This window comes from Pseudomonas sp. Sample_10, assembly GCF_004321495.1.
GTDB lineage: Bacteria > Pseudomonadota > Gammaproteobacteria > Pseudomonadales > Pseudomonadaceae > Aquipseudomonas.
In genome coordinates this window covers 1-26,005 of record NZ_RCOE01000112.1, presented here as the reverse complement: position 1 = coordinate 26,005, position 26,005 = coordinate 1, and the positions used below count along the sequence as shown (strand labels likewise).

29 protein-coding genes are annotated in these 26,005 nt (G+C 60.0%); 14 read left to right on the top strand and 15 right to left on the bottom strand.

What is annotated here, in order from left to right; all coding sequences use genetic code 11:
- The first annotated feature begins 158 nt into the window (after nt 1-158).
- The 3 genes from D8U18_RS10550 to D8U18_RS10540 all read left to right on the top strand — a co-directional run bounded on the left by D8U18_RS10550 (nt 159) and on the right by D8U18_RS10540 (nt 2,071).
- On the top strand, nt 159-1,397 hold the full coding sequence (locus D8U18_RS10550) for an MFS transporter (protein ID WP_056855892.1): 1,239 nt from the start codon (nt 159-161) through the stop codon (nt 1,395-1,397).
- A gap of 85 nt (nt 1,398-1,482) precedes the next feature.
- On the top strand, nt 1,483-1,761 hold the full coding sequence (locus D8U18_RS10545) for a type II toxin-antitoxin system RelE/ParE family toxin (RefSeq protein ID WP_130930726.1): 279 nt from the start codon (nt 1,483-1,485) through the stop codon (nt 1,759-1,761).
- A 13-nt stretch (nt 1,762-1,774) separates the two neighbouring features.
- Entirely contained in the window at nt 1,775-2,071 is a 297-nt protein-coding gene (locus tag D8U18_RS10540) for a HigA family addiction module antitoxin (RefSeq protein ID WP_056855696.1), read from the top strand.
- Here the strand turns inward: D8U18_RS10540 and D8U18_RS10535 are convergent.
- The 3 genes from D8U18_RS10535 to D8U18_RS10525 all read right to left on the bottom strand — a co-directional run bounded on the left by D8U18_RS10535 (nt 2,068) and on the right by D8U18_RS10525 (nt 3,324).
- A complete protein-coding gene (locus D8U18_RS10535) occupies nt 2,068-2,619 on the bottom strand; it encodes a DJ-1 family glyoxalase III (protein WP_056855697.1) in 552 nt (183 codons plus the stop codon). The two genes, D8U18_RS10540 and D8U18_RS10535, sit on opposite strands and share 4 nt — an antisense overlap.
- 67 nt (nt 2,620-2,686) lie before the next feature.
- On the bottom strand, nt 2,687-3,136 hold the full coding sequence (locus D8U18_RS10530) for a DUF4879 domain-containing protein (RefSeq protein ID WP_056855698.1): 450 nt from the start codon (nt 3,134-3,136) through the stop codon (nt 2,687-2,689).
- Nucleotides 3,133-3,324, bottom strand: coding sequence for a hypothetical protein (locus D8U18_RS10525; RefSeq protein WP_130905849.1), 192 nt, complete (start codon nt 3,322-3,324; stop codon nt 3,133-3,135). Before D8U18_RS10525 ends, D8U18_RS10530 begins: the two co-directional genes overlap by 4 nt.
- Nucleotides 3,325-3,356: 32 nt before the next feature.
- Here D8U18_RS10525 and D8U18_RS10520 point away from each other — a divergent pair, with 32 nt between their 5' ends.
- Together D8U18_RS10520 and trmA are read left to right on the top strand one after the other, a co-directional pair.
- A complete protein-coding gene (locus D8U18_RS10520) occupies nt 3,357-4,652 on the top strand; it encodes an NCS2 family permease (protein ID WP_131107591.1) in 1,296 nt (431 codons plus the stop codon).
- The gene (trmA, locus tag D8U18_RS10515; protein WP_130905848.1) at nt 4,649-5,728 is read left to right on the top strand and encodes a tRNA (uridine(54)-C5)-methyltransferase TrmA; all 1,080 of its coding nucleotides are present in this window, start codon (nt 4,649-4,651) and stop codon (nt 5,726-5,728) included. Before D8U18_RS10520 ends, trmA begins: the two co-directional genes overlap by 4 nt.
- A 52-nt stretch (nt 5,729-5,780) precedes the next feature.
- Here the strand turns inward: trmA and D8U18_RS10510 are convergent, their stop codons facing one another.
- The 3 genes from D8U18_RS10510 to D8U18_RS10500 all read right to left on the bottom strand — a co-directional run bounded on the left by D8U18_RS10510 (nt 5,781) and on the right by D8U18_RS10500 (nt 7,069).
- Nucleotides 5,781-6,227, bottom strand: coding sequence for a DUF2442 domain-containing protein (locus D8U18_RS10510; protein WP_131107590.1), 447 nt, complete (start codon nt 6,225-6,227; stop codon nt 5,781-5,783).
- A complete protein-coding gene (locus D8U18_RS10505; RefSeq protein ID WP_131107589.1) occupies nt 6,224-6,652 on the bottom strand; it encodes a DUF4160 domain-containing protein in 429 nt (142 codons plus the stop codon). The genes D8U18_RS10510 and D8U18_RS10505 overlap by 4 nt, the downstream gene beginning before the upstream one ends.
- A 213-nt stretch (nt 6,653-6,865) precedes the next feature.
- A complete protein-coding gene (locus D8U18_RS10500; RefSeq protein WP_056855703.1) occupies nt 6,866-7,069 on the bottom strand; it encodes a 4-oxalocrotonate tautomerase family protein in 204 nt (67 codons plus the stop codon).
- A gap of 108 nt (nt 7,070-7,177) precedes the next feature.
- Between D8U18_RS10500 and D8U18_RS10495 the strand changes: the two genes are divergently transcribed.
- From D8U18_RS10495 to D8U18_RS10485, 3 genes are all read left to right on the top strand, one after another.
- Entirely contained in the window at nt 7,178-8,089 is a 912-nt protein-coding gene (locus D8U18_RS10495; RefSeq protein WP_056855704.1) for a LysR family transcriptional regulator, read from the top strand.
- A gap of 139 nt (nt 8,090-8,228) precedes the next feature.
- Nucleotides 8,229-8,669, top strand: a complete 441-nt coding sequence (aroQ, locus tag D8U18_RS10490; RefSeq protein ID WP_056855705.1) for a type II 3-dehydroquinate dehydratase — start codon at nt 8,229-8,231, stop codon at nt 8,667-8,669.
- Between the two features lie 5 nt (nt 8,670-8,674).
- Nucleotides 8,675-9,529: a shikimate dehydrogenase gene (locus D8U18_RS10485; RefSeq protein ID WP_130930728.1), complete on the top strand. Its 855-nt coding sequence runs from the start codon at nt 8,675-8,677 to the stop codon at nt 9,527-9,529.
- A 36-nt stretch (nt 9,530-9,565) separates the two neighbouring features.
- Here D8U18_RS10485 and D8U18_RS10480 read toward each other — a convergent pair whose 3' ends face one another.
- Together D8U18_RS10480 and quiC are read right to left on the bottom strand one after the other, a co-directional pair.
- Nucleotides 9,566-10,243: a TetR/AcrR family transcriptional regulator gene (locus tag D8U18_RS10480; RefSeq protein ID WP_131107588.1), complete on the bottom strand. Its 678-nt coding sequence runs from the start codon at nt 10,241-10,243 to the stop codon at nt 9,566-9,568.
- 102 nt (nt 10,244-10,345) lie between these two features.
- Nucleotides 10,346-12,247 carry a 3-dehydroshikimate dehydratase QuiC gene (quiC, locus tag D8U18_RS10475; RefSeq protein WP_056855707.1) on the bottom strand — a complete coding sequence of 634 codons (1,902 nt, stop codon included), beginning with the start codon at nt 12,245-12,247 and terminating at the stop codon, nt 10,346-10,348.
- Between the two features lie 288 nt (nt 12,248-12,535).
- Here quiC and D8U18_RS10470 point away from each other — a divergent pair, with 288 nt between their 5' ends.
- The gene (locus D8U18_RS10470) at nt 12,536-13,873 is read left to right on the top strand and encodes an MFS transporter (protein WP_056855708.1); all 1,338 of its coding nucleotides are present in this window, start codon (nt 12,536-12,538) and stop codon (nt 13,871-13,873) included.
- A 63-nt stretch (nt 13,874-13,936) separates the two neighbouring features.
- Here D8U18_RS10470 and D8U18_RS10465 read toward each other — a convergent pair whose 3' ends face one another.
- From D8U18_RS10465 to D8U18_RS10450, 4 genes are all read right to left on the bottom strand, one after another.
- Nucleotides 13,937-14,815 (bottom strand): DMT family transporter, encoded by an 879-nt coding sequence (locus tag D8U18_RS10465; RefSeq protein ID WP_131107587.1) that lies wholly within the window; start codon nt 14,813-14,815, stop codon nt 13,937-13,939.
- A gap of 130 nt (nt 14,816-14,945) precedes the next feature.
- Nucleotides 14,946-15,761 carry a sugar phosphate isomerase/epimerase gene (locus D8U18_RS10460; RefSeq protein WP_130905842.1) on the bottom strand — a complete coding sequence of 272 codons (816 nt, stop codon included), beginning with the start codon at nt 15,759-15,761 and terminating at the stop codon, nt 14,946-14,948.
- Nucleotides 15,762-15,763: 2 nt separating this feature from the next.
- Complete coding sequence (locus tag D8U18_RS10455) at nt 15,764-16,819, bottom strand: Gfo/Idh/MocA family oxidoreductase (RefSeq protein WP_131107586.1); 1,056 nt, start codon at nt 16,817-16,819, stop codon at nt 15,764-15,766.
- A 125-nt stretch (nt 16,820-16,944) separates the two neighbouring features.
- A complete protein-coding gene (locus D8U18_RS10450) occupies nt 16,945-17,721 on the bottom strand; it encodes an IclR family transcriptional regulator (RefSeq protein WP_131107585.1) in 777 nt (258 codons plus the stop codon).
- Nucleotides 17,722-17,894: 173 nt separating this feature from the next.
- Here D8U18_RS10450 and D8U18_RS10445 point away from each other — a divergent pair, with 173 nt between their 5' ends.
- The 4 genes from D8U18_RS10445 (at nt 17,895) to D8U18_RS10430 (ending at nt 22,520) form a co-directional block, all read left to right on the top strand.
- A complete protein-coding gene (locus tag D8U18_RS10445) occupies nt 17,895-19,643 on the top strand; it encodes an FAD-dependent oxidoreductase (RefSeq protein WP_131107584.1) in 1,749 nt (582 codons plus the stop codon).
- Nucleotides 19,627-20,460: an aldo/keto reductase gene (locus D8U18_RS10440; protein ID WP_131107583.1), complete on the top strand. Its 834-nt coding sequence runs from the start codon at nt 19,627-19,629 to the stop codon at nt 20,458-20,460. Before D8U18_RS10445 ends, D8U18_RS10440 begins: the two co-directional genes overlap by 17 nt.
- A 212-nt stretch (nt 20,461-20,672) precedes the next feature.
- On the top strand, nt 20,673-21,560 hold the full coding sequence (locus D8U18_RS10435) for a neutral zinc metallopeptidase (RefSeq protein WP_130905839.1): 888 nt from the start codon (nt 20,673-20,675) through the stop codon (nt 21,558-21,560).
- Nucleotides 21,561-22,520: an alpha/beta hydrolase gene (locus D8U18_RS10430; protein WP_130908440.1), complete on the top strand. Its 960-nt coding sequence runs from the start codon at nt 21,561-21,563 to the stop codon at nt 22,518-22,520.
- A 93-nt stretch (nt 22,521-22,613) separates the two neighbouring features.
- On the opposite strand, the gene D8U18_RS10425 is transcribed toward D8U18_RS10430, so the two are convergent.
- The 3 genes from D8U18_RS10425 to D8U18_RS10415 form a co-directional block, all read right to left on the bottom strand.
- On the bottom strand, nt 22,614-23,207 hold the full coding sequence (locus D8U18_RS10425) for an HAD family hydrolase (protein ID WP_131107582.1): 594 nt from the start codon (nt 23,205-23,207) through the stop codon (nt 22,614-22,616).
- Nucleotides 23,204-24,073 (bottom strand): acyl-CoA thioesterase II, encoded by an 870-nt coding sequence (gene tesB / locus D8U18_RS10420; protein ID WP_056855718.1) that lies wholly within the window; start codon nt 24,071-24,073, stop codon nt 23,204-23,206. The genes D8U18_RS10425 and tesB overlap by 4 nt, the downstream gene beginning before the upstream one ends.
- 106 nt (nt 24,074-24,179) lie before the next feature.
- Nucleotides 24,180-24,749 carry a GNAT family N-acetyltransferase gene (locus D8U18_RS10415; protein ID WP_130905837.1) on the bottom strand — a complete coding sequence of 190 codons (570 nt, stop codon included), beginning with the start codon at nt 24,747-24,749 and terminating at the stop codon, nt 24,180-24,182.
- A gap of 77 nt (nt 24,750-24,826) precedes the next feature.
- On the opposite strand from D8U18_RS10415, the gene D8U18_RS10410 reads away from it, so the two are divergent.
- Nucleotides 24,827-25,747 carry a histone deacetylase gene (locus tag D8U18_RS10410; RefSeq protein WP_056855720.1) on the top strand — a complete coding sequence of 307 codons (921 nt, stop codon included), beginning with the start codon at nt 24,827-24,829 and terminating at the stop codon, nt 25,745-25,747.
- Nucleotides 25,748-26,005 lie beyond the last annotated feature (258 nt).

Below are 26,005 nucleotides of genomic sequence, written 5' to 3'. Positions count from 1 at the left end.
GCGTGGCCGTTTGCCGCGTGACAAGTTGCCTCATGGCGTTCGAGATCGGCTGCCTCAGCAAAATCGATGTCTGGCTAATGAAATTTTCAGGCGTGGCAACTTCCTGTTACAGGTTGGTGATAACCTCGCCCTTCCCCTATTCCAAGATTTGCCCGCAGATGCCCAGCCAAGCGCCCTTGCTGTTACGTCACCATCGCCCTTTCCTCGCGTTCTGGCTGGCCCGGGTGTTTACCGCCAGCGGTTTCCAAATGCTTACCGTGGCCATTGGCTGGAACCTGTACCAGTTGACCGGCAACGTGCTCGATCTGGGACTGGTGGGGCTGGTGGAATTCGCACCTCGCGTACTGTTCATGCTGCACACCGGGCATGTCGCAGACCGCTACGACCGACGCAAAGTCGCCGCCATCTGCCAATCGCTCCAGGCGCTGATCGCCCTGTCGCTGGCCATTGGCAGCGCGACGGATCATGTCACCCGGGAGATGATCTTCATCCTCGCCTTCCTGCTGGGAGCCGCCCGCTCCTTTGAGATGCCGACCACCCAGGCCCTGCTCCCGAGCATTGTGCCCAGCGCCTTGTTTCCCCGGGCGGTAGCCGCCGCGCAATCGGCCCAGCAATCGGCAACCATCGTCGCCCCGGCCCTCGGCGGTCTGCTCTATGCCTTTGGCAGCGTGTGGGTGTATGGCCCGACGGTGGTCCTGTACATCATCGCTTGCGCATTGATGCTCAATTTGCCCGCTCGGCAAACACCGCTGAACAAGGGTAAGGCGACGCTGGATTCGTTGCTGGCGGGGATCCGCTTCATTCGCAGTCGCCCGGATATCCTCGGGGCCATTTCCCTGGACCTGTTCGCTGTGCTGCTGGGCGGTGCGACAGCGCTGTTGCCGGTGTTCGCCAAGGACATTCTGCTGACCGGCCCGTGGGGCCTGGGCCTGCTGCGCTCAGCTCCGGCGGTGGGTGCGCTGCTGATGTCGCTATTCCTGGCGCGATTTGCCGTGGAGCGCAACGTCGGGCGGGTGATGTTTACAGCCGTGGGCGTATTTGGCGTGGCAACGATTGCCTTCGGCCTGTCGACCTCGTTCTGGTTTTCCCTCGCCGTGCTGGTGGTATTGGGCGCGGCCGACATGATCAGCATGGTGATCCGCGCCTCGTTCGTTCAACTGGAAACCCCGGACGAAATGCGCGGCCGGGTCAGTGCGGTGAACGGGCTGTTCATCGGGGCCTCAAACCAGTTGGGCGAATTCGAGTCGGGCCTGACCGCCCATTGGTTCGGTACGGTTCCGGCGGTGGTCATGGGGGGAATAGGCACGCTGCTGGTCACCGGGACCTGGATCAAACTATTCCCGACCCTGGCCAATCGTGACCGCATGCATGTGCCAAAGGAAGAGGTGAAAGTCTGAAGCAGTCATCCATCACAGTTTTGCCGACCATGTGCAATACATAGATACCGCATAAAGTGTAATGTATCGCCTTACACTTTTTTCCATGATCAAATCCTTCCAGCACAAAGGCCTTCGTGTCTTCTATGAAACGGGTTCGACTCGCGGAATTCGAGCCGATCATGCAAAGCGTCTGGCTCGCATCCTGCAGTTCATGGATCGCGCCATGGTCCCTGACGACCTCAACCTACCGGGATGGCGATTGCATCCGCTGAAGGAAGGATTGGCCGAGTACTGGTCCCTGAGTGTCTCAGGGAACTGGCGAGTCGTTTTTCGATTTATCGGCACAGATATCGAACTGGTCCATTATCTGGATTACCACTGACAGGAGGCAGGACATGCCCATGCACAACCCGCCGCACCCTGGTGAAACACTTTTGATGGATGTATTGCCCGAGTTGGGAATCAGCGTCGCGCAGTTAGCCCGGCACCTCGGGTTCGCACGCCCACATTTGTCGCGAGTATTGCATGGGCATGCGCCGATCAGTCCGGACCTCGCTGTACGCCTGGAGCGGGCGGGGATTGGTAAGGCGCGGACATGGCTAGGGGTTCAGACCGACTACGATCTCTGGCAGGCTGAGCATCGTGAGCAACCGCTCATCAAACCCATCGGCATTCACGCTGATGCTGTCTAAACCAGCAACTCCCCCGCCACAGCCGTTCGCGTGGCTTTGCCGCAAAGCTGTTCCACCAGTGTCAGAGCAAACGCCAACGCTGCGCCCGAACCTTGGGCGGTGATGCAATTGCCGTCGACCACCACCGGTTGATCGACGAAATTGCAACCTGACAGTTGATGGCTGACGGAGGGCAGGCACGTCATGCGCCGCTGACGCAGCACTCCGAAAGTTTGCAGGGCAACCGCGGGCGCTTCGGCGATACCTGCAAATAGCCGACCGGCCGTCGCCTGGTCTTTGATCAACTGTTGCAGTGGCTGATGGCCAGCCAGGTGTTGCGTGCCCACGGCACCGCCTGGCAGCACGATCAGATCGAAAGGCTGGGCGAGCAAATCCACCAGCATGGCATCAGCGGTCAGGCGTGTACCGCGCGCGCAGGTCAGCATGCGCCGGCCTTCGATGCTGGCGACCACTACTTCCACCTTGGCGCGGCGCAGTACATCGATCAAGGTGACGGTCTGCAGGTCATCGGTGCCCTCGGCGAGGGTAATCAAGGCTCGAAAGGTCATGGGAACAATCCACAGGAGGGTTCTTAAAGCGTAGTCAGCTTTCCTTACCCTTGTTCGAGGCTTGCCGTTACTTGATGTAAAGCTGTGTCGACATCGTGTTGCCCGGCGCGTTGATCGACGTGTTGCTGTACGTAAAGGTACCTTCCTGCTTGCCCGCCAGGCTGAAGATGTACAAATTGCCAACGATTTTCGTGCGTTGCGAACAATCCGTCAGGTTGCCGTTTTCATAGGCGCAGACTGGCGTGCGGGTGCCATTCACCTCGAAGCCATCCAGAGCAGCATGGGGCTGGCTGCGACCGTAGCCCACTTCCAGCACGTAGATCCTGATGTTCGGGCCACTGTGATTGCAGCGGGTCTGGATCTGTCCCTGCTCAATGGTTTCAAAACCACATTGAGGCGACTCGACCTTGAGCACCTTCACTTCGGTCAACGGCGGTGCCGAGGCCGCCGAGGCGCTTTGTGCCGCCAACAGCAACGCCATCCCGATAGCGGACAAGATCGACAGACACTTTTTCATCCAATAGCCACCCCAATAAACCAGCGCGCAGTATGGCTGGTTTGGGTGAAACGCAAAACATCGACGACGATCACCGCCATAAGCAGCCATAACGCTGTGCTACTGGTATGATGCGCGGCTTTTTCCGACCCACAGAAAAATCCCAGACGCTTGCAGCGGTCTGTGCTTTGCTGTTGAAGTCGATACATTCACGGCGCCGGGCGCGCCACGGGGAGCAGGCATGCTGGAAAGGCTGTTTCAACTCAAGGCACATAACACCAACGTACGCACCGAGATCCTGGCGGGCGTTACGACCTTCCTGGCCATGGCCTACATTCTGTTCGTCAACCCGAGCATTCTCGGCGAGACCGGCATGGACAAGGGCGCGGTGTTCGTCGCGACTTGCCTGGCTGCCGCCATCGGCTCGACGACCATGGGCCTGATCGCCAACTACCCGATCGCCCTTGCACCGGGCATGGGTCTGAACGCCTTCTTCACCTACACCGTGGTCCTGCACATGGGCCACACCTGGCAAGTGGCGCTGGGCGCGGTGTTCATCTCGGCGGTGTGCTTCTTCCTGCTGTCGATCTTCCGCATCCGGGAATGGATCATCAACAGCATCCCGCTGCCGCTGCGCTCGGCGATTGCCGCCGGTATCGGCCTGTTCCTGGCGTTGATCGCCCTGCACAACGCCGGCATCGTGGTCAGCAACCCGGCGACCATGGTCGGCCTCGGTGACCTCAAGCAACCGGCTCCGATCCTCGCCACCATCGGCTTCGCCCTGATCGTCGCCCTTGAGGCGCTTGCCGTGCGTGGCGCAGTGCTGATCGGCATTCTGGTGGTGACCATCGTTTCCATCGTCATGGGCTTCACCCCGTTCGGCGGCGTGATGTCGATGCCTCCGTCGCTTGCTCCGACCTTCCTGCAACTGGACATCAAGGGCGCGCTGGACATCGGTCTGGTCAGCGTGATTTTCGCCTTCCTGTTCGTCGACCTCTTCGACAACTCCGGCACCCTGATCGGCGTCGCCAAGCGCGCCGGCCTGATGGGCAAAGACGGCCACATGCCGAAAATGGGCCGTGCGCTGATCGCCGACAGTACGGCCGCGATGGCCGGCTCGCTGCTGGGCACCTCGACCACCACCAGCTACATCGAATCCGCTGCGGGCGTGAGTGCCGGTGGCCGCACTGGCCTGACCGCCATCGTCGTGGCCATCCTGTTCCTGCTGGCGCTGTTCTTCTCGCCGCTGGCTGCCAGCGTTCCGGCATTCGCCACCGCGCCAGCGCTGCTGTTCGTCGCCGTGCTGATGACTTCCGGCCTGGCGGAAATAGACTGGGACGACATCACCGTGGCGGCGCCGGTTGTGGTCACCGCACTGGCCATGCCGTTCACCTATTCGATCGCCAACGGCATCGCCTTCGGCTTCATCGCCTGGACTGCCATCAAGCTGCTGTCCGGCCGTGCCCGTGAGCTGAACCCGGCGCTGGTGATCCTGTCGATTCTGTTCGTGATCAAGCTGGGTTGGTTCAACGCATGACTTTTGATTCCCAGGCCTACGCCGTTCAGCTCGAAGACAAGGTCACGCGCTTGCGTGACCTGCTGGCCCCGTTCGATGCGCCGCAGCCGAGCGTTTTCGACTCGCCGCTGCAGAATTTCCGTCTGCGTGCCGAATTCCGCCTGTGGCGTGAAGCCGGTGAGCGTCACTACGCGATGTTTTCCCAGGAAGACAAACGCACGCCGATCCTGATTGAAGAGTTCCCGATCGCCAGCCTGCGCATCAATCAGTTGATGCCGCAGCTCAAGGCTGCGTGGCAGGCCAGTGCGGCACTGAGCCACAAGCTGTTCCAGGTGGAGTTCCTGACCACCCTGGCCGGCGATGCGATGATCACCCTGTGCTATCACCGTCCACTGGACGAACACTGGCATGCAGCGGCTTCGAAGCTCGCGGCCGACCTGAACGTCAGCATCATCGGTCGCTCCAAGGGCAAGCGTGAAGTCATCGGCCACGATTACGTGGTCGAGAAGCTGGAAGTCGGCGGCCGCACGTTCAGCTATCGCCAGCCTGAAGGCGCGTTCACTCAGCCCAACGGCACGGTGAACCAGAAGATGCTCAACTGGGCATACGATGCGCTGGGCGATCGCCCGGACGATTTGCTCGAGCTGTATTGCGGCAATGGCAATTTCACCCTGCCGCTCGCGACCCGCGTACGCAAAGTGCTGGCCACCGAAATCAGCAAGACTTCAGTGAACGCTGCTTTGAGCAATCTCAGCGAAAACGCTGTGGATAACGTCACTCTGGTGCGACTGTCCGCCGAAGAGTTGACCGAAGCCCTCAACGAAGTGCGGCCGTTCCGCCGCCTGCACGGCATCGACCTCAAGAGCTACGAATTCGGCAGTGTGTTCGTCGACCCGCCCCGCGCCGGCATGGACCCGGACACCTGCGAGCTGACCCGGCGCTTCGACAACATCCTCTACATCTCCTGCAACCCGCAAACCCTGGCGGCCAACATCGCCCAACTTCACGATACGCATCGCATCACCCAATGCGCGATGTTCGACCAGTTCCCGTGGACCCATCACATGGAATCCGGAGTGTTGTTGACCCGGCGGTGAGTGCTGCAGTGATACAAAACAGCCGTCAGTACGACGGCTTTTTTGTGCGTGCTCAATCGGTGGCATCTGCCTTGCGCGGACGCCCGCCCTTACGGCCATTCGCCCGCGCAGCCTCGGCTTTGGCGGCGCTGCTCTGGCGGCCATTCCGCGAGGCAATGACCGAGGCGGCCATGTCCATCAACGGCTTGCTTGCGCTAATCATTCCGGCGATGGAAACGTGTAGATCCTTGCCTTCATGGCAGAGAGCAGTCCCGGAAAAGCCGACTTTCAGATCCGCGAAATCCTCGACGTCAAACTCATCGAATTCCGGATAGTGCTGTACGGGTAACAGCACGCCACTTCCATCTATGAAACTGATCGCCAGACAAGGTTCTACATAAGTCACCGAAGTCGCCCGCAAACCGTTTTTGTGGCGCACTTGCCCACGCTGGATGGCTTCATCCAGCACCGCATCGGTTACGGACCGATCAGCCAGCGTTCCTGCCCGTATCGTTTTCATAGCTGAATCTCCACGCCCTCTGGAACGCCAATCAGCGCCAGCAGGGTCTTATTCGTCTCAGGCTCGTAGCAAGCCGAGCCAATCATCCCTGTCGTACTCGCGATCCTTTTTACCAACACGACTTCGCTGGTTTGCCAGTCCCAGATCTGATGATCGAGGCACACCGTGTGCAACTTTTCCCACCAGATACACCGAGCGCGGCGCATATGAGCGGGTTGTTCGAGCACATGACGCAAGCCTTCCAGTACCGACACCGGTGGCCTGCGTGAATGAGGATTCACGTCCCACAGCTCGACACTGTTGTGCCAGAAGCTGAATTTGAAGCGCGCACTCCAGGTTCCTGCATCCACATGTGCATGCGGTGGGCAATGTTCATCGCGCAACATGATCACCATTGACAACCCTTTATAGCTGAACAATCTCATGCTAACCCATCCGTTAGGTTAATGAATCCGAAGACTCGACTTCCCCTGAAAATCCGACCGCTGGCGCTGAGCATCGAATTGGCAATGCATCTCAGAGACTAGTGCGCAGATCCACTTCAGACTTGATGGGTAGAGCTGGAGAATCGTAAGCATTCCTTTCCATGCACCCACAAAAGCCGCCTTGATGACGGCTTGTTTTGTAAGCGAGATCAATCAGCCTGGCTGCTTACGTTGTTCGGTCACCGTGAGTCCGGCATGCCCCCAATTATCGGTGTCGACTTCCTCGATGACGATGTGAGTCCATTCTGGAGGCTTGCCGAGAACCCGCTGCAGGGTTTCGGTGATTTCCGCGATAACCTGGGCTTTTTGCTCCGAGGTAACGCCCTCACGGGTGATACGCACGCTGACGAAAGGCATGGCGCTGCTCCTGATCGTTGATTAACGAAGGCTTATCACTTTATTTGTACAATCGAGCCTGCTAAACAGTTTGCAAAATACTTTATCTGATCCCCGGTGTAACCAATCATGCAGCGACAATTCGACGATCTACAGTTGGGCAGCATCGAGCTGTTTTGTCTGGCCGCCGAGGCCGGCAGCTTCACGGCTGCGGCGCTGGTGGCGGGCGTCACGCCGGCTGCGGTGAGCCGCTCGGTGTCGCGCATGGAAGAGCGTCTGGCCGTGCGACTGTTTGCGCGCACCACCCGCAGCGTCAAACTGACCGACAGCGGCCGACGCTACTACGAGGAATGCCGACAGGCACTGGCCCAGTTGGTAGAAGCCCAGCGCGAAGTCATGGGCCAACAGCAAGTGCCGTCCGGCACGCTGCGTATCAGCATCCCGACCACTTACGCCCACCATCGGATCCTGCCGCTGATGCCGGCCTTTCGTGCGCGTTTTCCGGCGGTGAAGGTCGAGTCGCACATCAGCAATCGCAATATCGACTTCGTCGGCGAGGGCTACGACCTGGCCATTCGAGTGCGGGCGATTCCGGATTCCGGTTTGATCGCCCGGCCGTTAGAGGACGCCGAGCTGGTGATGATTGCCAGCCCCGAGTACCTCAAGCACGCCGGCACGCCCCAAACCCTCGACGATTTGCAGCAGCACGAATGCATCCAATACGAACTGCCCAGCAGTGGTCGGCGCATTGCCTGGCTGTTCAATGACAACGGTGATCAACGCGAGATTCTGGCGGAGGGCAATTTCGTTTGCTCCGATGATGTACTGGGCGGCGTGACCCTGGCAAAACATGGCGCCGGTCTGTTCCAGACCTATCGCTTCATCGTCGAAAAAGAATTGGCCGAAGGCTCCTTGGTAGAAGTGCTCAAGCCATACGGAGGACGCTCGCGACCGTTTACGTTGCTGTATCCGCAAAGCCGACATGTGCCGCTGCGGTTACGGGCGTTTATCGACTTTCTGGTAGAGCATTTGCCCCGCTGATCGCGAAAGCGTCCGATCACCGCACACATTAAGCCAGGGAGCTGTCGCTTCAATTGACCGAATTAACCATCTAGTACAATTTATCTCCACAGGTCGAAACCTACGGCCAAAGCCAAAAATAATAAGTGGAGATATTTTGATGGCCCCCATCATTCTGGTGCTCAACGGCCCGAATCTAAACCTGCTCGGCACTCGCGAACCGGCCACCTACGGCCACGAAACCCTGGCTGATATTTCTGCTCTGTGCGGTCGTGCCGGGGAAGAATTCGGCCTGAAGGTGGAGTTTCGCCAGACCAACCATGAAGGCGAATTGCTCGACTGGATTCACGCCGCCCGCGGCCGCTGCGCCGGGATCGTGATCAACCCGGCTGCCTGGACTCACACGTCGGTAGCGATTCGCGACGCGTTGGTCGCCAGCGAGTTGCCGGTGATTGAAGTCCACCTGTCCAACGTCCACGCCCGTGAAGCCTTCCGCCACCATTCCTTTGTATCAGCCATTGCCACGGCAGTGATGGCGGGTTTTGGCAGCCATGGCTATCGCCTGGCGCTTGAACACTTCAGTCAACGTTTGAAAGGGTGAGCATCGTGAGCCAGAACAAAGCGGTATTGGCCGGACTGATCGGCGCCGGCATCCAGGCTTCGCGCACCCCGACATTGCACGAGCATGAAGGCGACGCCCAAGGCTTGCGTTATCTCTATCGCCTGATCGACCTCGATCAGTTGCAACTCGACAGCAATGCCCTGCCCGACCTGTTGCTGGCCGCTGAACGGATGAATTTCACCGGGCTGAATATTACGTTCCCGTGCAAGCAGGCGATCATCCCGCTGCTCGACGAATTGTCGCCGGAAGCCCGCGGCATCGGCGCGGTAAACACTGTGGTGCTCAAAGATGGCAAACGCATCGGCCACAACACCGATTGCCTGGGTTTTGCCGAGGGATTTCGCCGAGGCTTGCAAGGTGTAGCCGTCGAGCGCGTGGTGCAGATGGGCGCCGGTGGTGCGGGTGCGGCGGTGGCCCACGCGCTATTGAGTGAAGGCGTACAACAACTGAGTATTTTCGATGTGGAAATCAGCCGCGCCCAGAGCCTGGCTGACAATCTCAATCAACATTTTGGCAGCGGTCGCGCAGTGGCCGGTCATGACCTGGCGCTGGCTCTGGGCGAGGCCAACGGCCTGGTGAATACCACGCCGATGGGCATGAAAAAGCTGCCGGGGATGCCGGTGCCGGTGGAGTTGCTGCGTGCTGAATTGTGGGTGGCGGAAATTGTGTATTTCCCATTGGAAACCGAACTGCTGCGCAACGCCCGCGCGCTGGGTTGCCGGACACTCGATGGCGGCAACATGGCAGTGTTCCAGGCGGTGAAGGCATTTGAGTTGTTCAGCGGCGTGGTGCCGGATGCGCAGCGAATGCTGGCGCATTTTCAGAGCATGAATGGTTGATCGGATCTGGCGAGGGGGTTAGCCCCCTCGCCCGCATCAGGCCTGCAGATACCGCAGGACCGACTCGCAGATCATCTCGCGATGGCGCTGCTTGATGCGTTCATCCGGCAGGTCGATCTGAAAGATTTCGCCAAAGGTATGACGGTTCGACACGCGATAGAAGCAGAACGAACTGATCAGCAAATGCACATCCAACGGATCAAGCCCCGTGCGGAACAGCCCTTGCTCGGCGCCGCGACGCAGAATCTCGCCCAGTGAATCGAGGATGGTGTTGTTCATCGCCTTGATGGCATCGGAGCGCTTCACATACTCGGCGTTGTGAATGTTCTCGATACTGACAATGCGCACGAAATCGACGTTGCGATCATGGTGATCGAAGGTGAATTCCACCAGGCGTCGAATCGCCTCTACCGGCGCCAGCTCAGTCAGGTGCAGGCGGTTTTCGGTGTTGCGGATATCGCCGTAGAGCTTTTCCAGCACTTCGACGTAGAGCTGTTCCTTACTGCCGAAGTAGTAATAGATCATGCGCTTGGAGGTGTGGATGCGCTCGGCGATCGCATCGACGCGAGCCCCGGACAGGCCTTGTTGAACGAACTCGACAATCGCTTCCTGAAGGATGTTCTCGCGGTTTTTTTCCGGGTTGTTCTTGCGACTCTTGCGCGGCTCGGCCAGGGGTTGCTCGGGCGCTGCGGAGAGTTCTGAGGTCATTGTCATTGCGGGCTCACGGCCATCACTGCACAGGCTGGCGATTATGAGCCGCGCCGCACAGCGAAGGAAGCCGTGCGGCAGCGGTTTGTCGGCGTGTTTACGATTTTCCTACAACTTTGCCTGGCGTACGGCGCCGCTTCGGGATTTGGCCATGGCGGCCAAACGCACTGCTACGTTGGCCGCGCCGTAACCGGCATAACCGTTCTTGCGCTGGATGATTTCGAAGAAGAAGCGTCCTTCGAACGGCTCGGTGTAGACGTGAAACAGCTCGCCACCCTGGGCATCGCGGTCGTACAGCACGTTGTAATAGGCCAACTCGCTGAGAAACTCGTCGTCGAAATCGAAACGGGCTGCCAGGTCATCGTAGTAGTTGAGCGGGATATCCAGCAGCGGCACGCCTGCCTCTTTGGCGCGGCTGACCTGGGCGAAGATATCGTCGCAATCAAACGCAATGTGATGCACGCCGGAGCCGCGATAACTCGACAGCGCATGTGAGATGGCCGTGTTGCGGTTTTCGGAAATGTTCAGCGGCAGGCGAATCGAACTGTCGCGGCTGCGCAGTGCACGGCTTTTCACCAGGCCGTAGGGATCGGGCAGCACCACTTCGTCATCGGCTTCGAAGTCCAGCAGGCTCTTGTAGAACAACACCCAACTGTCGAGGCTGTCGGCCGGCAGCGCCATGGCCATGTGGTCGATGCGCTTGAGGCCGCCAGCGGTCTGCGCATCCGGGAACAGGTTGAAGTCAGTGCCGTAGACGTCGGCCTGCTGGTCGACCAGGTAAATCAGGCTGCCGTCCGGCGCCCGCACGGCGGCCAGCTCCAGTTCGTTCGGCCCGACCAGCCCGCGATAGGGCTGGCCTTTGTAAGCCACGGCCCGGGCCAGCGCACTTGCGCTGTCCTTGACCCGCACGGCGGTGGCGCACAGTGACGGCCCGTGCGCCTCGAAGAAACTGTGGCCGAACGAGTACGGCTCGGAGTTGAGGATCAGGTTGATGTCGCCCTGGCGCAGCAGGCTGACGCTCTTGGAGCGATGCTGGCCTGCCTTGACGAAACCCAAACGCTCCAGCCAATGGGATAGCTTGGCGCCGAGGCTTTCGTCCACGGCAAATTCGAGAAACTCGATGCCGTTGTATTCGCTGGCCTTCGGTGTCTCGAACAGAATGTCGAGGTTGCTCGATGGCTTGGCTTGCTGTTCCAGGCGCTGGCGGGTTTTCTCTTCAAGGTAAAGCAACGAGCGCAAACCGTCGGCAGCATTGGCCCGCGGCGGCGCGGCACGGAAACCGTCGTTGAAGATCTCCAGCGACAGCGGGCCGGTGTAGCCACTCTTGATGATCGGCGCGAGGAAGCCCGGCAGATCGAATTCACCCTGGCCCGGGAAGCACCGGAAATGTCGGCTCCACTCCAGCACATCCATGGCCAGGATCGGCGCGTCGGCCATTTGCACGAAGAAGATCTTGTCGCCGGGAATCTCGGCGATGGCGCTCGGGTCGCCCTTGAGCGACAGCGTATGGAAGCTGTCGAGCAACACCCCGAGGCTTGGATGATCCGCTTGGCGGACAATGTTCCACACCTGCTGCCAAGTGTTCACATGCCGGCCCCAGGCCAGCGCTTCGTAACCGATGCGCAGGCCTCGTGCGCCGGCGCGCTCGGCCAGCAAGCGCAAGTCATCGACCAGAATCTGTTCGTCACCCACAGAGTCAACCGAGGCGTTGCTGCACACCAGCACCAGGTCGGTGCCCAGTTCCTGCATCAGGTCGAACTTGCGCTCGGCCCTTTCCAGATTGCGCGACAAGCGGTCACGGCGGCAGCCTTCGAAATCCCGGAACGGTTGGAACAGGGTGATGGCGATCCCGAGATCGGCGCACATCTGTTTAATTTCCCGAGGGCTGCCGTCGTAGTAGAGAAGGTCGTTCTCGAAAATCTCGACACCGTCAAAACCGGCGGCGGCAATGGCTTCGAGTTTTTCCGGCAGGGTACCGCTCAAGGACACGGTGGCAATGGAACGCTGCATGTTTTCGACTCCTGGTGGAGGCTTCGGCTACAGGGAATTTGCGCCGCTTTTAATAGAGTGAGCGAATTATTGAGCGGGCCGGTGCATTGATCAATTCAAAGTGTACTACCCGGTTAGTTTTGCGTGCGATTATCGAACACAATGGCCGTTGGCGAATTGACGATTTTTTGTTCACTGCGCAACATCAATCCCACATTGAGGCCGGGTAACCAACCACCGGTCGCCGTGTTCAAAAAACTGTTCGACGACCCAGAACACTCATAACAAATTCAAAAACGGGTGGTACACATGATTCCTACTCAAAGCTCCCGCATGGCTCCGGCCATGAGCGCTGCCACTGGTGGCATCGGCGATAAAATCCGTGGTGCCATGGCGGTCGGCAAAACCCGCTGGGGCATGCTGGCGCTGGTGTTTTTCGCCACCACCCTGAACTACATCGACCGCGCCGCCCTCGGCGTCATGCAGCCGATTCTCGCCAAGGAAATGAGCTGGACGGCGATGGACTACGCCAACATCAACTTCTGGTTCCAGGTCGGCTACGCCATCGGCTTCGTGCTGCAAGGCCGATTGATCGACCGGGTCGGCGTCAAGCGCGTGTTCTTCTGCGCCGTGCTGCTCTGGAGCCTGGCGACCGGTGCCCACGGCCTGGCCACTTCGGCTGTCGGCTTCATGGTCTGCCGTTTCATTCTCGGCCTCACTGAAGCCGCCAACTACCCGGCCTGCGTGAAAACCACGCGCCTGTGGTTCCCGGCCGGTGAACGTGCGGTGGCCACCGGCATTTTCAACGCCGGTACCAACGTCGGTGCGATGTTCACGCCGATGCTGCTGCCGCTGATCCTGCACGTCTGGGGCTGGCAAGCCGCGTTCCTGTGCATGGCCGCACTGGGCGGTATCTGGTTGCTGTTCTGGGGCCTGAAGTACTTCAACCCGGAAGATCACCCGAGCGTCAAACAGTCCGAACTGGACTACATCCAGAATGAAGTCGAACCGGAACAGACCCGCGTACCGTTCTCGCGAATCCTGCGCATGCGCGGCACCTGGGCCTTTGCCCTCGCCTACTCGATCACCGCGCCGGTGTTCTGGTTCTACCTGTACTGGCTGCCACCGTTCCTCAATCAGCAATACAACCTGGGCATCAACGTGACCCAGATGGGCATCCCGCTGATCATCATCTACCTCACTGCCGACTTCGGCAGCGTGGGCGGCGGCATCCTCTCCTCGTTCCTGATCGGCCGCGGTGTCAACCCGATCAAGGCGCGACTGATGTCGATGTTCCTGTTCGCCTGCTGCATCATCGGCGTAGTCATGGCGGCGGGTTCCAGCAACCTGTGGGTCGCAGTGTTCGCCATCTCTCTGGCCATCGGCGCGCACCAGGCCTGGACCGCCAACATCTGGAGCCTGGTGATGGACTACACGCCCAAGCACATGATGAGTACGGTGTTCGGTTTCGGCGGCATGTGTGCGGCCATTGGCGGGATGTTCATGACCCAGTTGGTCGGCCACATCCTGACGGTCACCAACAACAACTACACCGTGCTGTTCACCCTGATCCCGGCGATGTACTTCATTGCACTGACCTGGATGTACTTCATGGCACCGCGCAAGATTCCGACAGTAGAAGACTGATGTTCCCTCGGCGCAGGCCCGCTATCGGGCCTGCGCTTTTTTTTGCCTGCTGTTCAGGGGCTATCAGCGACGACTTTGCTGCCAGGCCGCTGCCAGGCCACTGCAGCAAATAATGGCGATGCCGATCACGGTGGTCAGGGTCGGCGTGTGGGAAAACAGCCACCAGCCCAGCAGACCGGCGAAGATGATCTGGCAGTAACTGAACGGTGCCAGCAATGCCGGCGCAGCAAGCCGGAAAGCCTGGGTCAGGAACAGGTGCGCTGTCATCCCGCAGGCACCCAGCGCCAGCATCATCGCGCCGTGCGCCAGGCTCGGCGTCTGCCAGAAGAACGGCACCAGCGCGCTCATCACCAATGTGTTGCACAGGCCGGCGAAGAAGTTGCTGGTGGTCGGGCTGTCGATCTCGCTGAGCTTGCGCGTCAGCAATTGGTAGAAGCAGAAAAACAATGCCGAACAGAATGGCAACAACACTGCCGGGGTAAACAAATCACCGCCGGGATGAACGATGATCAATACACCGATGAAGCCGAAGATCACCGCCAGCCATTGCCCGCGAGTGACCCGCTCGCCCAACAACGGCACCGACAATGCGGTGACCAGCACCGGTGCCAGGAAGTTGACCGACGTCGCCTCGGCCAGCGGGATGTACATCAACCCGGTGGTGAAAAACAGGCTGGTGCCCAACAGGCACAGTGCGCGAACCAATTGCAGCAGCGGTCGCTTGGTACGCAGAACCCGCAGCCCCGATTGCGGCAGGAAAATCCCGGCCATCAGCAACGTGTGAACCACGTAGCGCGCCCACACCACCATCACAATCGGATAGAAACCGGAGAGGTACTTCGAGAATGCGTCGTGACTGGAAAACAGGAAGGTTGCGACAACGATCAGCAGGATCCCCTTGAAGGGCTGATTGACGCCGGAGAGCGGGGTGCTGACGGTCATGAAGGCCTCTTAGTGAAATGGGTATGTGGCGAGGGAGCTGGCTCCCGCTGGACTGCGCAGCAGTCCCAAAACAGCATCGGCGACCGCTCCGCGCTCGAACGGGAGCAAGCTCCCTCATCACAAAAGCAAGTCAAATCCGCGCCAGCAATTCCCGGGTTTTATCCAAAGCCATCTGCGCCCGATCCAGCCCACTCACGCCCTGCTCCAGCAACTGCACAGTGGGAATCTCCAGGCTCAGTGGAATGTTAGCCGGCAAACAGCGCAACAATCCCGGCAGATCACAATCGCCATCCCCCGGAAAACGTCGCTCGTTACGCGCCTGACGCAAAATCTCGGCCATGTCGGTCGGTCGCGGCCCGGCAACATCGCACAACTGTGCATACCGTAACCGTGAAGGCGCAACGCTGGCCAGATCTTCCAGTTGCGATGCCGAACGATCGAAGTGAAATGCATCCACCAGCACCGCACCGTTTTCACGCCCGGCATTCTCGACGATACGCACGGCTTGTTGCAGATTGCGCGCATCGGTCCAGGGCATGAATTCCAGATGCGGATGCAGGCCGTAGGGCTTTGCAAGATCACACAGCCGCGCGAAGTTTTCTGTCAGCCGTTGCTCGTCAGAATCGTTACCGGCGACCAGCAACTCACTGGCGCCGAATTCGGCACCGACCGCCAGAACTTTCTCGAAGTCGGCGACGACGGTGTCCGGTTTCAAACGCAGGATTTCAACATCCAGCACACGAACGCCGGTATCGCGCAGACGGGCCAAGGTCTGGCGGCGTAGATCGCCATCGGCCACCAAGGCAAAATGATGTTCCTCCGGCGTCGCCGGCACCAGGCGCAAACCGACGTGGCTGTAACCGGCCCGCGCCGCGACTTCGACCATCTGCGGCGGTGAAAGCTCCAGCACCGTCAGACTGGCCAGGGAAAAGATTCGTTCGCTCATGGTCAGCCCTCGATCAACGACGGTGCGCAGGCACGACCGGTTTCGGCGGCCTCGCGAATGGCTTCGATCAGTGCCAGCGTGCGTGTGGCATCCGCGGCGCTCACCAGCGGCTCGACCTCTCGGCGCACAACCCGCACGAAGTGCTGCAACTGTAGACGCAGGGCTTCATCGGCAACGACATCTTCCTGAGCTTCGAGCAACGGTTGGTGCCAACCGCCATCGACTTCGTTGTAATGCCAACGCTTAAGTTGCGCAATGCTCAACGCGCCACCGGTCCCGGCCAGCAAATAACACGGCTGGTCGGCCTGACGTGGATACACCGGGTTCTCCCCCGAACCCAACTCCCAACTCCAGGGCGCGGCCACCGCATCGGAACCGGTCAGGCTACCCAACGCGCCGTTGTCGAATTGCAGCAGCACCGCCGCGCAATCCTCGTTGGCAAACCCGCGTATTGCGTTGCTGGTAATGGCCTGCACCTGGCGCACCTCGCCACACAAATGCCGCAGCAGATCGAGGTCGTGGATCAGATTGGTCAACAGCATTCCTGCACCCGCCTCGCGGCGCCAAGGTGTTTCGAAGTAACTGTCGGGCTTGCGCAATTGCCAGAGCGCCGTGACCGTGGTCAATCGGCCCAGCGCGCCGCTGTGGATAAGTTCATGGGCACGGACGATCAACGGATTGTGACGCCGGTGATGGCCCACCAGCACCGGAACGCCGCTCGCTTTCGAAGCGGCCACCAACGTCCGGGCTTCATCGAGGTGCACACCCACCGGTTTTTCCAGCAGCACCGGCACGTTCGCCGCCAGACAGTCGAGCGCAGTACTGACATGCAACGTGTTGGGGTTGGCGATGATGACCGCGTCTGGCTTCGCCTGCTCCAGCATCTGACGGTGATCGGCGTAATAACCGACTCCCCATTGCGCCGCGAGAGCGGCCGCTTGCGGTCCGGGATCAGCGACGGCGCACAGGATCGCTTCACTCAGGGAGTTCAAATGCTGGTAGTGCTGCTGGCCCATGTTGCCGGCGCCAATCAACGCGATTCGAAGGGGCGAATTCAAGATGCGGTCCTCTTGTGGTTCTTGTTGGAAAAATGAATTCCATTAATTTAGAACCGAGTTCCACAATCTTACACAGACCGGTACAGAAAGTGTTCGAACAGCGCACAGCTTCTCGATTGGCGGTTTTAGCTGAAGAGGTCCGACGCCAGACTCGCCGCCGACAACTCTTCGGTAAACGCCAACAACAACGGCGCCAATTCATGCAACCGTGCGCCCGGCATCCGTGCACTGGGCCCGGCGATGCTGAGCACGCCGATCACCCGTCCGTCCCCCGGATGGCGAACCACCGCGGCAATCGCTGAAGTGCCTACGGCCGAACTTTCCTCGACACAGGCGTAGCCCTGCTCCCGCGCCAGTCGCAAACGCTCAAGCAATTCGATGTTGGAACGCGGCGCATTCGGCCCTGGTTCCAGCGGCCGATCCGCCGCCTGGCGCTCCACCAGCGACAAGGCCTCGGCATCGCTCATGCACGCCAGCCACGCATGCCCCGAGGCGGTATAAAACAAGGGTGCATCGCGACCCATGTCAGGGTCATAACGCAAGCCCGAGCGAGCCCCCTGGGACTTGGCGATCCAGGTCTGGCGCTCGCCCTCGATCACCCCCAGTCGCACCAGTTCACCGGTTTCCTGTGCCAACCGGTCCAGCACCGGCTGCACAATGTCGGCGCCGCTGCTCGACAGGTATCGGAACCCCATGGCCACCAGTTTGGTCGACAAGTGATAACGCAAGTTTTCCGGATTCTGCCGCACGTAACCCAGCCGAATCAGCTCGGCGAGCAAGCGGTGAGTCGCGCTTTTGGGAATGTCCAATTGCTCCGCCAAGGTCTGCATTGGCAGGCCGCGAGGGTCGCTGGTGAGGCTTTCGAGCACACTGAAAACACGTTCGATCTGACTGCCGGCCATGGGAGTTTCCACGCAAAATTTGCTCGATTCTAGAAGACAACCCGCGGAACGGGAAATCTGGAACTGTATGTCCGATAACCGCCCCCTTTACGCAGCCTTCACTTGCTCGCCTTAGGAAGACTCTTATATTTTCTGGAATCAAATTCCAAAATAACAACACCGGAGTGCTCACCATGCCTGCCGATTCGCACATTTTTCCCGACATCGACTGCGATGTGCTGATCGTCGGCTCAGGTGCGGCGGGCCTGTCCGCAGCCGTCACTGCGGCCTGGCACGGGCTGAAGGTGATCGTGGTAGAGAAGGACCCGGTATTCGGCGGCGCCACGGCCTGGTCAGGAGGCTGGGCCTGGGTGCCATGCAATCCATTGGCGCGGCGTGCCGGCATCGTCGAAGACATTGAGCAACCGCGCACCTATCTGCAACATGAATTGGGCGACCAGTACGATCCGGCAATGATTGACGCGTTCCTTCAAGTCGCTCCGCAAATGGTCGCGTTCTTTGAACAGCACACCTCGTTGCAGTTTGCCGACGGCAATGCCATTGCCGACATCCACGGCGACACACCTGGTGCCGGGACCGGGGGGCGCTCGGTTATCGCAGCGCCGTTTGATGCCAGAAATGTCGGCAAACTGCTCAAGCGTTTACGTAAAACAATGCGCGAAACGTCTTTCATGGGCATGCCGATCATGGCCGGCGCGGACCTCACGGCGTTCCTCAACCTGACCCGCTCGCTGTCAGCGGCGTGGCACGTCACCCGACGCGTCACCCGGCATTTGTTCGATCTCGCCGTGCATGGTCGTGCCATGCAACTGGTCAACGGCGTGGCCTTGGTGGCGCGTCTGGCAAAGTCTGCCGAAGACCTCGGTGTATTGCTCTGGGAATCGGCGCCGGTCACCCAATTGTTGTGTGAGAACAATCAGGTGCACGGGGCGATCGTCAGCACAGGCAAAGGCTTGGTGCGCATCCGGGCGCGCAAGGGCGTGGTGCTGGCGGCCGGCGGCTTCGCCAATGACATCGAACGGCGCAAAGCGCTATTTCCGCGCACGCCGACCGGCCATGAACATCTGGCCTTGCCACCGCTCGGTGTGTCCGGTGACGGCCTGCGACTGGGTGAAAGTGTCGGCGCACAAATCAATGCCGACATGGCCTCTCCCGTGGCCTGGGCACCGGTGTCGCAAGTGCCGCACGGCGACGGCAGCCTTGGTCATTTCCCGCACATCATCGAGCGCGGCAAGCCCGGAATCATCGGCGTACTGAGCAACGGCCAGCGCTTCGTCAATGAAGCCAACGGTTACTACGACTATGTGAAGGCCATGGTCGCCGCCGCGCCGCAAGGCGAAGAAGTCGCCTCCTGGCTGATTTGCAGTCATCGTTTTCAGCGGCGTTATGGCTTGGGGATTTCACGGCCATTTCCTGTGCCGCTGACATCCTTCATCCGCAGTGGCTATCTGAAAACCGGTAACACCCTGGAGGAATTGGCGTCGGCCTGCGGCATTGATCCGAGCGGCTTGTGCGCCACGGTGTCGGACTACAACCGTCACGCACGCAATGGCGAAGACCCGCAATTCGGCCGTGGCTCAACGCCTTACAACCGCAAACAAGGTGATGCGTCGCAACACCCCAACCCCTGTGTCGCGCCTATCGAACAGGGGCCGTTTTATGCCGTGAAGGTCCAGCCCGGAAGCTTTGGCACTTTCGCAGGACTCAAGGTCAACCCGCATGCGCAGGTTCTGGACCACGCCGGTCAGGCCATTGAAGGGCTCTACGCGGCGGGCGGCGACATGGCGAGCATCATGGGTGGCCATTACCCCGCCGGCGGCATCAACATCGGCCCGGCGCTGACCTTCGGTTACATCGCCGCACGCCACATCGCAGGCGTCACTGCTTTTGAAAAGGAGATCGATCATGCAGCACATCGTTAACAGACAAGGTCTGAACATGCCGAAACTGGGCCTCGGCACCTGGCCAATGCTTGCAGATGAGTGCACCCGCGCCGTGGAGCAGGCCCTGGCGCTCGGATACCGGCATATCGACACGGCAGCCGGCTACAACAACGAGGACGCTGTCGGGCAGGCAGTGGCGAACAGTCCGACACCCCGCGAGCAGATCCACATCACCACCAAGGTCTGGTGGGACCAACTGCAACCCGATGCGATGCGTCATTCCATGGACCGCAGCCTCAAGGCCCTGCGTTCCGATTACGTCGACTTGTTCATGATCCACTGGCCCAGTACCGATTGGGATTTGCCACGCACCATTGAAACCCTGGTAGCGCTCAAGGAACAGGGGCTGGCACGCAACATCGGCGTGGCGAATTTTCCTCTACCGCTGTTGCGCAAAGTCATCGAAGAACTGGGCGCGCCGCTGTCAGCCATTCAGGTCGAATACCACGTGTTGCTCGGACAAAACGCACTGCTCGACTACGCTCGCCAACACGACATGGCGTTGACGGCCTACACACCGCTGGCACGGAACAAGGTGTCGGATATCCCTGCCATCCAGCAGATCGCCGCCAAACACGGAGCACTGCCAACCCAGGTCGCGCTCAAATGGTTGCTGGATCAATCGAACGTCGCGGCCATTCCCAAGGCCAGCAGCGAGGCCAATCAGCTGGCGAACCTGGCGGCATTCACGATCAATCTGGATGATCAGGACCGTGCCTTGATCGCCAGCCTGTCCAAACGCCAGCGACAGGTCAGCCCGGACTTTGCGCCCGTGTGGGACGCGTTCGACGAATAACTTGCGGGACCGGCGATCACCCTCTGGATAAAAACCCATCGCAGAACGGAATTCGATGGGTTATCCGCGTTCAATACAAGCCTGAACAGTTCTCGGCAGCCGTTACGGATTGCCGGGAACACCGACGTGCGCAGGAAAAGCCGGACGACCGGACTGGCGCCACTCTCACTTGGCAGCAACACTCATCGCACGGATTACCAGAGGATTCCCACATGCTATGGAAAAAAGGCCGACGCAGCGACAACGTGGTCGATGCCCGTAGTGAGGGTGCCGGCGGTGGCGGGATGCGCTTTGGTGGCGGCAAGGGCTTGAGCCTGACCGCGATCGTATTGATTGTCGGAATCGGCTGGATCACCGGCCAGGACCCGATGCAGATTCTCGGACAACTGGCCGGCCAGATGGGCGACACATCGGCGCCCGCCACCACCCAGACCCGCAAAGCCCCACCGACCACGGATGAAGGCGCCGAATTCGTGCGCTCGATCCTTGGCGACACCGAAGACACCTGGCAGCAGATTTTCCAGCAGGGCGGGCGGCAATATAAGGACCCGACCCTGGTGCTGTTCAGCAACCGGGTGAACTCGGCCTGCGGGATGGCGACATCGGCGACCGGTCCGTTCTATTGCCCTGCAGACCAGAAGGTCTATCTGGACATGGCGTTCTTCCAGGAGATGTCACAGCGCTTTTCCGCAGCTGGCGATTTCGCCCAAGCCTACGTGATCGCTCACGAAGTCGGACACCACGTGCAGACCTTGCTCGGCGTTTCCGCGAAAATTCAGACAGCCCGCCAGCAGGGTCGGCAAATGGAAGGCGACGGCGGTTTGCTGGTACGCCAGGAACTCCAGGCTGACTGCCTGGCCGGTGTCTGGGCCAACCATGCGCAGCAACGGTTGAACTGGCTGGAACCGGGCGATATCGAAGAAGCATTGAACGCTGCCAATGCCATTGGCGACGATCGTTTGCAGCAACAGGGTCAGGGCCGTGTCGTGCCGGACTCATTTACCCATGGTACGTCAGCGCAACGGGTGCGCTGGTTCAAAACCGGATTCGCTCAGGGCCAGGTGGGCCAGTGCGATACCTTTGCGGCGAAAAATCTGTAAATGAAGAAGTGGTTGTTGGTATTACTGTTCACATGTGCAACGTCCCAGGCTCAAGAGCAAGGGGTCAAAGAGCTCAGTCCCGGGCGCCTGCTGTTGAAGTCAGGTGAAATGGCGGTGGGCATCAGCCGGGCACCGGCAAAAATAGAGCGCGTATTGATCATCGTCCATGGCCGGTTGCGCAATGCGCAAACCTACCTGCAGAGCGGCCTGCGCGCTGCCGAACTGGCCGGACAAAGCGAAACCACCCTGGTGATCGCCCCGCAGTTCCTTGATGAAACCGATGTCGCAAAGCACCCAGTGGCTGACACCGTCCTGCGCTGGCAAGGCAATGAATGGATGGCCGGCGGTGAATCCACGGCACCGTTTCGAATGAGTTCCTTTGAGGCGCTGGACGAAATCATCGCCCGGCTGAGTGATCGTCGGCAGTTCGCGGATGTGAAGGAAATCGTGATCGCCGGTCACTCCGGCGGCGCACAGGTGGTGCAGCACTATGCTTTGCTGGGCCGCGATCAGTCGGCACTGGAAGGCGCCGGGGTAAAGCTGCGTTACGTGGTCGCCAACCCATCTTCCTATGCCTATTTCGATGAACGCCGGCCGGTAGCGTTCAACCATGCCAAGTGCCCGGACTTCAATCGCTGGAAGTATGGCCTGTCAGATCTACCTGCCTACGCCGACGGACAAACCGCTGCGCAATTGCAGGACAAGTACCTCAAGCGTGAAGTCGTTTATTTACTGGGGCAGCAGGACATCGACCCGAACCATCCGGCGCTGGATAAAAGCTGCGAAGCCAAGGCCCAGGGCCCGAATCGCCTGGCCCGAGGGCGTTTTTACTTTAATTATCTGAAGCGGTTGAAGCCGCGAGGGCTGGATCAGCAGCTGATTGAAGTCCCCGGGGTTGGGCATAACGGGGACGGGATGTTTACGTCGCCTGAGGGGCAGAAGGCGTTATTCGGGCGATGAGTCTTGTTGCCTGATTTGACGCCATCGCGAGCAGGCTTACTCCTACAATGAAATGCGATCAACTGTAGGGCGAGCCTGCTCACGATGAGGCGTTCAAGCCGAAAGCATCTGCCGCAACTCGACACAATCCACCGCATGCCAGTCGGTCAATTCCGGCCACGGATTATCCGGCAGATTCACCAATACCGTACGCGCCCCCGCTGCCCGTCCGCAGTCCAGATCAAAACGGTAGTCACCGACCATCACCATCTGGCTGGTCGACACACTCCAGGCCTCGGCCAGCTTGAGCAAACCACCGGGATGCGGCTTTGGTGGGGCCTCATCGCGACCGAGCACATCCTCGACTGCAAAGCAGTCGGCCAGGCCGATCGCCTCAAGCGTAACGTGCGCCAACTCACGGGAATTGCGCGTCAGAATCCCCAGGCGATAACCACGTCCGGCCAACTCACGCACCAGTTCTACCGCGCCCGGCGCCGGTTTCGAACCCAGCGCCAGATCCCGTTCATGTTCCAGCAACCAGGCGTGTTTGGCCGCTGCTTCCTCGGCGGGCAGCGCGGCCAGGTGGGTCAGGATGTCGTCTTGCGCGGGGATCGCCAATGCCACGCGAATCGCCGCGAAATCATGCACGGCCACCGTCAGGGTGCCGTCCATGTCGAACACCCAATGACGTACGTCGGTCAGGCTCATGCCCAATCCTTGCGATGGCGGATCAAACCTTCCTGCGTGACCGAGGCCACCAGTTGTCCGGCGCGGTTGAATACGCTGCCACGGGAAAACCCGCGGGAATTGCCGGCCCACGGACTGTCCATCGCGTAAAGCAACCAGTCATCGGCGCGCAGGTTGGCGTGGAACCACAACGCATGGTCGAGGCTGGCGACCTGCATGTCCTTGTGCCAGACCGATTTGCCGTGAGGCTGCATCGACGTCACGAGCAGGCCGAAATCCGAAGCGTAGGCCAGCAAGTATTTATGCAGTGCCGGGGAATCGATCAAGGCACCGTCGGCGCGAAACCAGACGTATTTGATCGGGTCGGATGGCAATGGGTTGTAGGGATCTTTCTCGGTCACCGGGCGGAATTCGATCGGCTTCGGGCACAGCAGCTTTTCGCGCATTTTCTCGGGGATCAGGTGCGCGCGTTGCTGGGTCAACTCCAGCTCCGACGGCAGATTCTCCGGGCCGACCACTTGCGGCATTTCACTCTGGTGCTGAAAGCCTTCTTCGTCGTACTGGAACGAAGCGCTGCACGTGAAGATCGGGTGGCCCTTCTGGATGGCCGTCACACGCCGCGTGCTGAAACTGCCGCCGTCACGCACCCGGTCAACCTGGTAAACCACTGGCAAACCGGCGTCGCCCGGACGCAGGAAATAGCCGTGCATCGAATGCACATGACGCGCCTCTTCCACAGTCTGACTGGCCGCCGACAGCGACTGCCCGAGCACCTGACCACCGAACAACTGACGAAACCCGAGGTCCTGGCTGCGGCCACGGAACAGGTTTTCCTCGATCGGTTCCAGCGTCAGCAGGTCGACCAGATCTTCCAACACTTGGCTCATTCAGACTCTCCTCACACAACGCAATACCGCGCAGTCTTGGCTGCAGCGGTCGATTCAGTTTCTGGCCCGGGCCAACATGGGGTCCATTGTAAACGTCCGTGTCAGGTTATCCATGCAAGGTTTGCAGCCATTGTTCACGGCTGATGCGGTACAACACGTGATGACGCAGGGGATGATCGACGGCAAGCTTGGGGTGATCGAAGTCATCGGCCGGATCGTGATGCATGCCAATCGCCTGCATGACTTTCTGCGACGGCAGATTACTGTCAGCGGTAAAGGACACGACTTCGCTCAGCAGCAAGCGGTCAAACCCGCAGCGCAGAGCGGTCCACGCCGCTTCGCTGGCGTAGCCAAGGCCCCAGTGCTCGCGAGCCAGGCGCCAACCGATTTCGATGGCCGGGGTAAACGGTGCCTCGAAGCCGACCACGCCCAGCCCGGTGAAACCGATGAATTGCCCGGTATCCTTGCGCTCCAGTGCCCACAGGCCAAAACCGTGCTCGGCGAAATGGCCACGGACTCGCCCGATCAATTCAGCACTTTCCAGTCGGCTCAAGGGTGCGGGAAAATAACGCATGACCTGAGGATCAGCGCACATCGCGGCAAATTCCGGCAAATCGTCATCACGCCATTGGCGCATCAGCAATCGCGCGCTTGCCAGTTCAAGTATCGGCTCCATCGTGCCCTCCCCCCATTTCCATGCCGCCAGTCTACAACGCTGGTAGGATCCGTCTCTCATTCCCGATTGAAATCATCATGCCGTTGCCGTTGATCTACCACGAAGACTACAGCCCCGAGTTTCCGGCGGATCACCGCTTCCCGATGGACAAGTTTCGCCTGTTGCGCGATCACCTGGTGGACAGCGGCCTGACCCGCGACGCCGATCTGCTGCGCCCACAACTGTGCCCGCCAGAGATTCTCGCCCTCGCCCATGACCCTTCGTATATCGAACGCTACATGAGTGGCGAGTTGTCCCGTGAAGATCAACGGCGCCTTGGCCTTCCCTGGAGCGAAGCGCTTGCGCGACGCACGGTGCGTGCGGTCGGCGGTTCGCTGCTGGCGGCCGAGCAAGCGCTGGAACATGGGCTGGCCTGCCACCTCGCCGGCGGCACTCACCACGCGCATTACGATTACCCGGCGGGTTTCTGCATCTTCAACGACCTGGCGGTGATCAGCCACTACCTGCTGGAGAGCGGGCGTGTGAATCGGGTGCTGATTTTCGATTGCGACGTGCATCAGGGCGATGGGACTGCTCGGATTCTGCACAACACTCCAGAGGCGATCACCGTTTCCCTGCACTGCGAGAAGAATTTTCCTGCACGCAAGGCTGAAAGCGATTGGGACATTCCGCTGCCCAATGGCATGGGCGATGCCGATTACCTGAAGGTGGTGGACGATGCACTCAACTACCTGTTGCCGCTGTATCAACCCGACCTGGTGCTGTACGACGCCGGGGTCGATGTGCACAAGGATGACGCCCTCGGTTACCTGAAACTGACGGATGAAGGTGTCGCCGCCCGCGATGAAAGCGTGATGCGCCATTGCCTGGGCCGGGATATTCCGGTGGTCGGCGTGATCGGCGGCGGCTACAGCAAGGACCGGCACGCCCTGGCCCGACGTCACGGCATCCTCCATCACAGTGCGCAACGCGTCTGGCAGTCATCAGGTTGTCACTGACCTGTGGATGCTTTACCCACAATGCCTGTGGAACCGCCTGTGGATAACCTGAGTGAAAGGGACTACAGGCCATGCTGGGCATGGGCTACAGACCACTGATCACTTTTTGACCACCTCTTTTGAGGAACGCCACAATCCCTGTAGGCGCGAGCCTACTCGCGATAAGGCCGGCACTTTCAACATCTTCGTCAACTGACAGATCGCCATCGCGAGCAGGCTCGCTCCTTGTATGTTGACCCTGAGTCCAAAGAGAGAGGT

What these genes read in the sequence shown, in the direction of transcription:
- D8U18_RS10530 (WP_056855698.1), bottom strand. Translation starts at nt 3,136, where the DNA reads ATGAAAAAGTGTCTGTCGATCTTGTCCGCTATCGGGATGGCGTTGCTG.
- D8U18_RS10540 (WP_056855696.1), top strand. Translation starts at nt 1,775, where the DNA reads ATGCCCATGCACAACCCGCCGCACCCTGGTGAAACACTTTTGATGGAT.
- trmA (WP_130905848.1), top strand. Translation starts at nt 4,649, where the DNA reads ATGACTTTTGATTCCCAGGCCTACGCCGTTCAGCTCGAAGACAAGGTC.
- D8U18_RS10505 (WP_131107589.1), bottom strand. Translation starts at nt 6,652, where the DNA reads ATGAGATTGTTCAGCTATAAAGGGTTGTCAATGGTGATCATGTTGCGC.
- aroQ (WP_056855705.1), top strand. Translation starts at nt 8,229, where the DNA reads ATGGCCCCCATCATTCTGGTGCTCAACGGCCCGAATCTAAACCTGCTC.
- tesB (WP_056855718.1), bottom strand. Translation starts at nt 24,073, where the DNA reads ATGAGCCAAGTGTTGGAAGATCTGGTCGACCTGCTGACGCTGGAACCG.
- quiC (WP_056855707.1), bottom strand. Translation starts at nt 12,247, where the DNA reads ATGCAGCGTTCCATTGCCACCGTGTCCTTGAGCGGTACCCTGCCGGAA.
- D8U18_RS10410 (WP_056855720.1), top strand. Translation starts at nt 24,827, where the DNA reads ATGCCGTTGCCGTTGATCTACCACGAAGACTACAGCCCCGAGTTTCCG.
- D8U18_RS10480 (WP_131107588.1), bottom strand. Translation starts at nt 10,243, where the DNA reads ATGACAATGACCTCAGAACTCTCCGCAGCGCCCGAGCAACCCCTGGCC.
- D8U18_RS10470 (WP_056855708.1), top strand. Translation starts at nt 12,536, where the DNA reads ATGATTCCTACTCAAAGCTCCCGCATGGCTCCGGCCATGAGCGCTGCC.
- D8U18_RS10520 (WP_131107591.1), top strand. Translation starts at nt 3,357, where the DNA reads ATGCTGGAAAGGCTGTTTCAACTCAAGGCACATAACACCAACGTACGC.
- D8U18_RS10545 (WP_130930726.1), top strand. Translation starts at nt 1,483, where the DNA reads ATGATCAAATCCTTCCAGCACAAAGGCCTTCGTGTCTTCTATGAAACG.
- D8U18_RS10550 (WP_056855892.1), top strand. Translation starts at nt 159, where the DNA reads ATGCCCAGCCAAGCGCCCTTGCTGTTACGTCACCATCGCCCTTTCCTC.
- D8U18_RS10435 (WP_130905839.1), top strand. Translation starts at nt 20,673, where the DNA reads ATGCTATGGAAAAAAGGCCGACGCAGCGACAACGTGGTCGATGCCCGT.
- D8U18_RS10445 (WP_131107584.1), top strand. Translation starts at nt 17,895, where the DNA reads ATGCCTGCCGATTCGCACATTTTTCCCGACATCGACTGCGATGTGCTG.
- D8U18_RS10500 (WP_056855703.1), bottom strand. Translation starts at nt 7,069, where the DNA reads ATGCCTTTCGTCAGCGTGCGTATCACCCGTGAGGGCGTTACCTCGGAG.
- D8U18_RS10535 (WP_056855697.1), bottom strand. Translation starts at nt 2,619, where the DNA reads ATGACCTTTCGAGCCTTGATTACCCTCGCCGAGGGCACCGATGACCTG.
- D8U18_RS10495 (WP_056855704.1), top strand. Translation starts at nt 7,178, where the DNA reads ATGCAGCGACAATTCGACGATCTACAGTTGGGCAGCATCGAGCTGTTT.
- D8U18_RS10460 (WP_130905842.1), bottom strand. Translation starts at nt 15,761, where the DNA reads ATGAGCGAACGAATCTTTTCCCTGGCCAGTCTGACGGTGCTGGAGCTT.
- D8U18_RS10415 (WP_130905837.1), bottom strand. Translation starts at nt 24,749, where the DNA reads ATGGAGCCGATACTTGAACTGGCAAGCGCGCGATTGCTGATGCGCCAA.
- D8U18_RS10450 (WP_131107585.1), bottom strand. Translation starts at nt 17,721, where the DNA reads ATGGCCGGCAGTCAGATCGAACGTGTTTTCAGTGTGCTCGAAAGCCTC.
- D8U18_RS10525 (WP_130905849.1), bottom strand. Translation starts at nt 3,324, where the DNA reads ATGTATCGACTTCAACAGCAAAGCACAGACCGCTGCAAGCGTCTGGGA.
- D8U18_RS10510 (WP_131107590.1), bottom strand. Translation starts at nt 6,227, where the DNA reads ATGAAAACGATACGGGCAGGAACGCTGGCTGATCGGTCCGTAACCGAT.
- D8U18_RS10440 (WP_131107583.1), top strand. Translation starts at nt 19,627, where the DNA reads ATGCAGCACATCGTTAACAGACAAGGTCTGAACATGCCGAAACTGGGC.
- D8U18_RS10430 (WP_130908440.1), top strand. Translation starts at nt 21,561, where the DNA reads ATGAAGAAGTGGTTGTTGGTATTACTGTTCACATGTGCAACGTCCCAG.
- D8U18_RS10425 (WP_131107582.1), bottom strand. Translation starts at nt 23,207, where the DNA reads ATGAGCCTGACCGACGTACGTCATTGGGTGTTCGACATGGACGGCACC.
- D8U18_RS10465 (WP_131107587.1), bottom strand. Translation starts at nt 14,815, where the DNA reads ATGACCGTCAGCACCCCGCTCTCCGGCGTCAATCAGCCCTTCAAGGGG.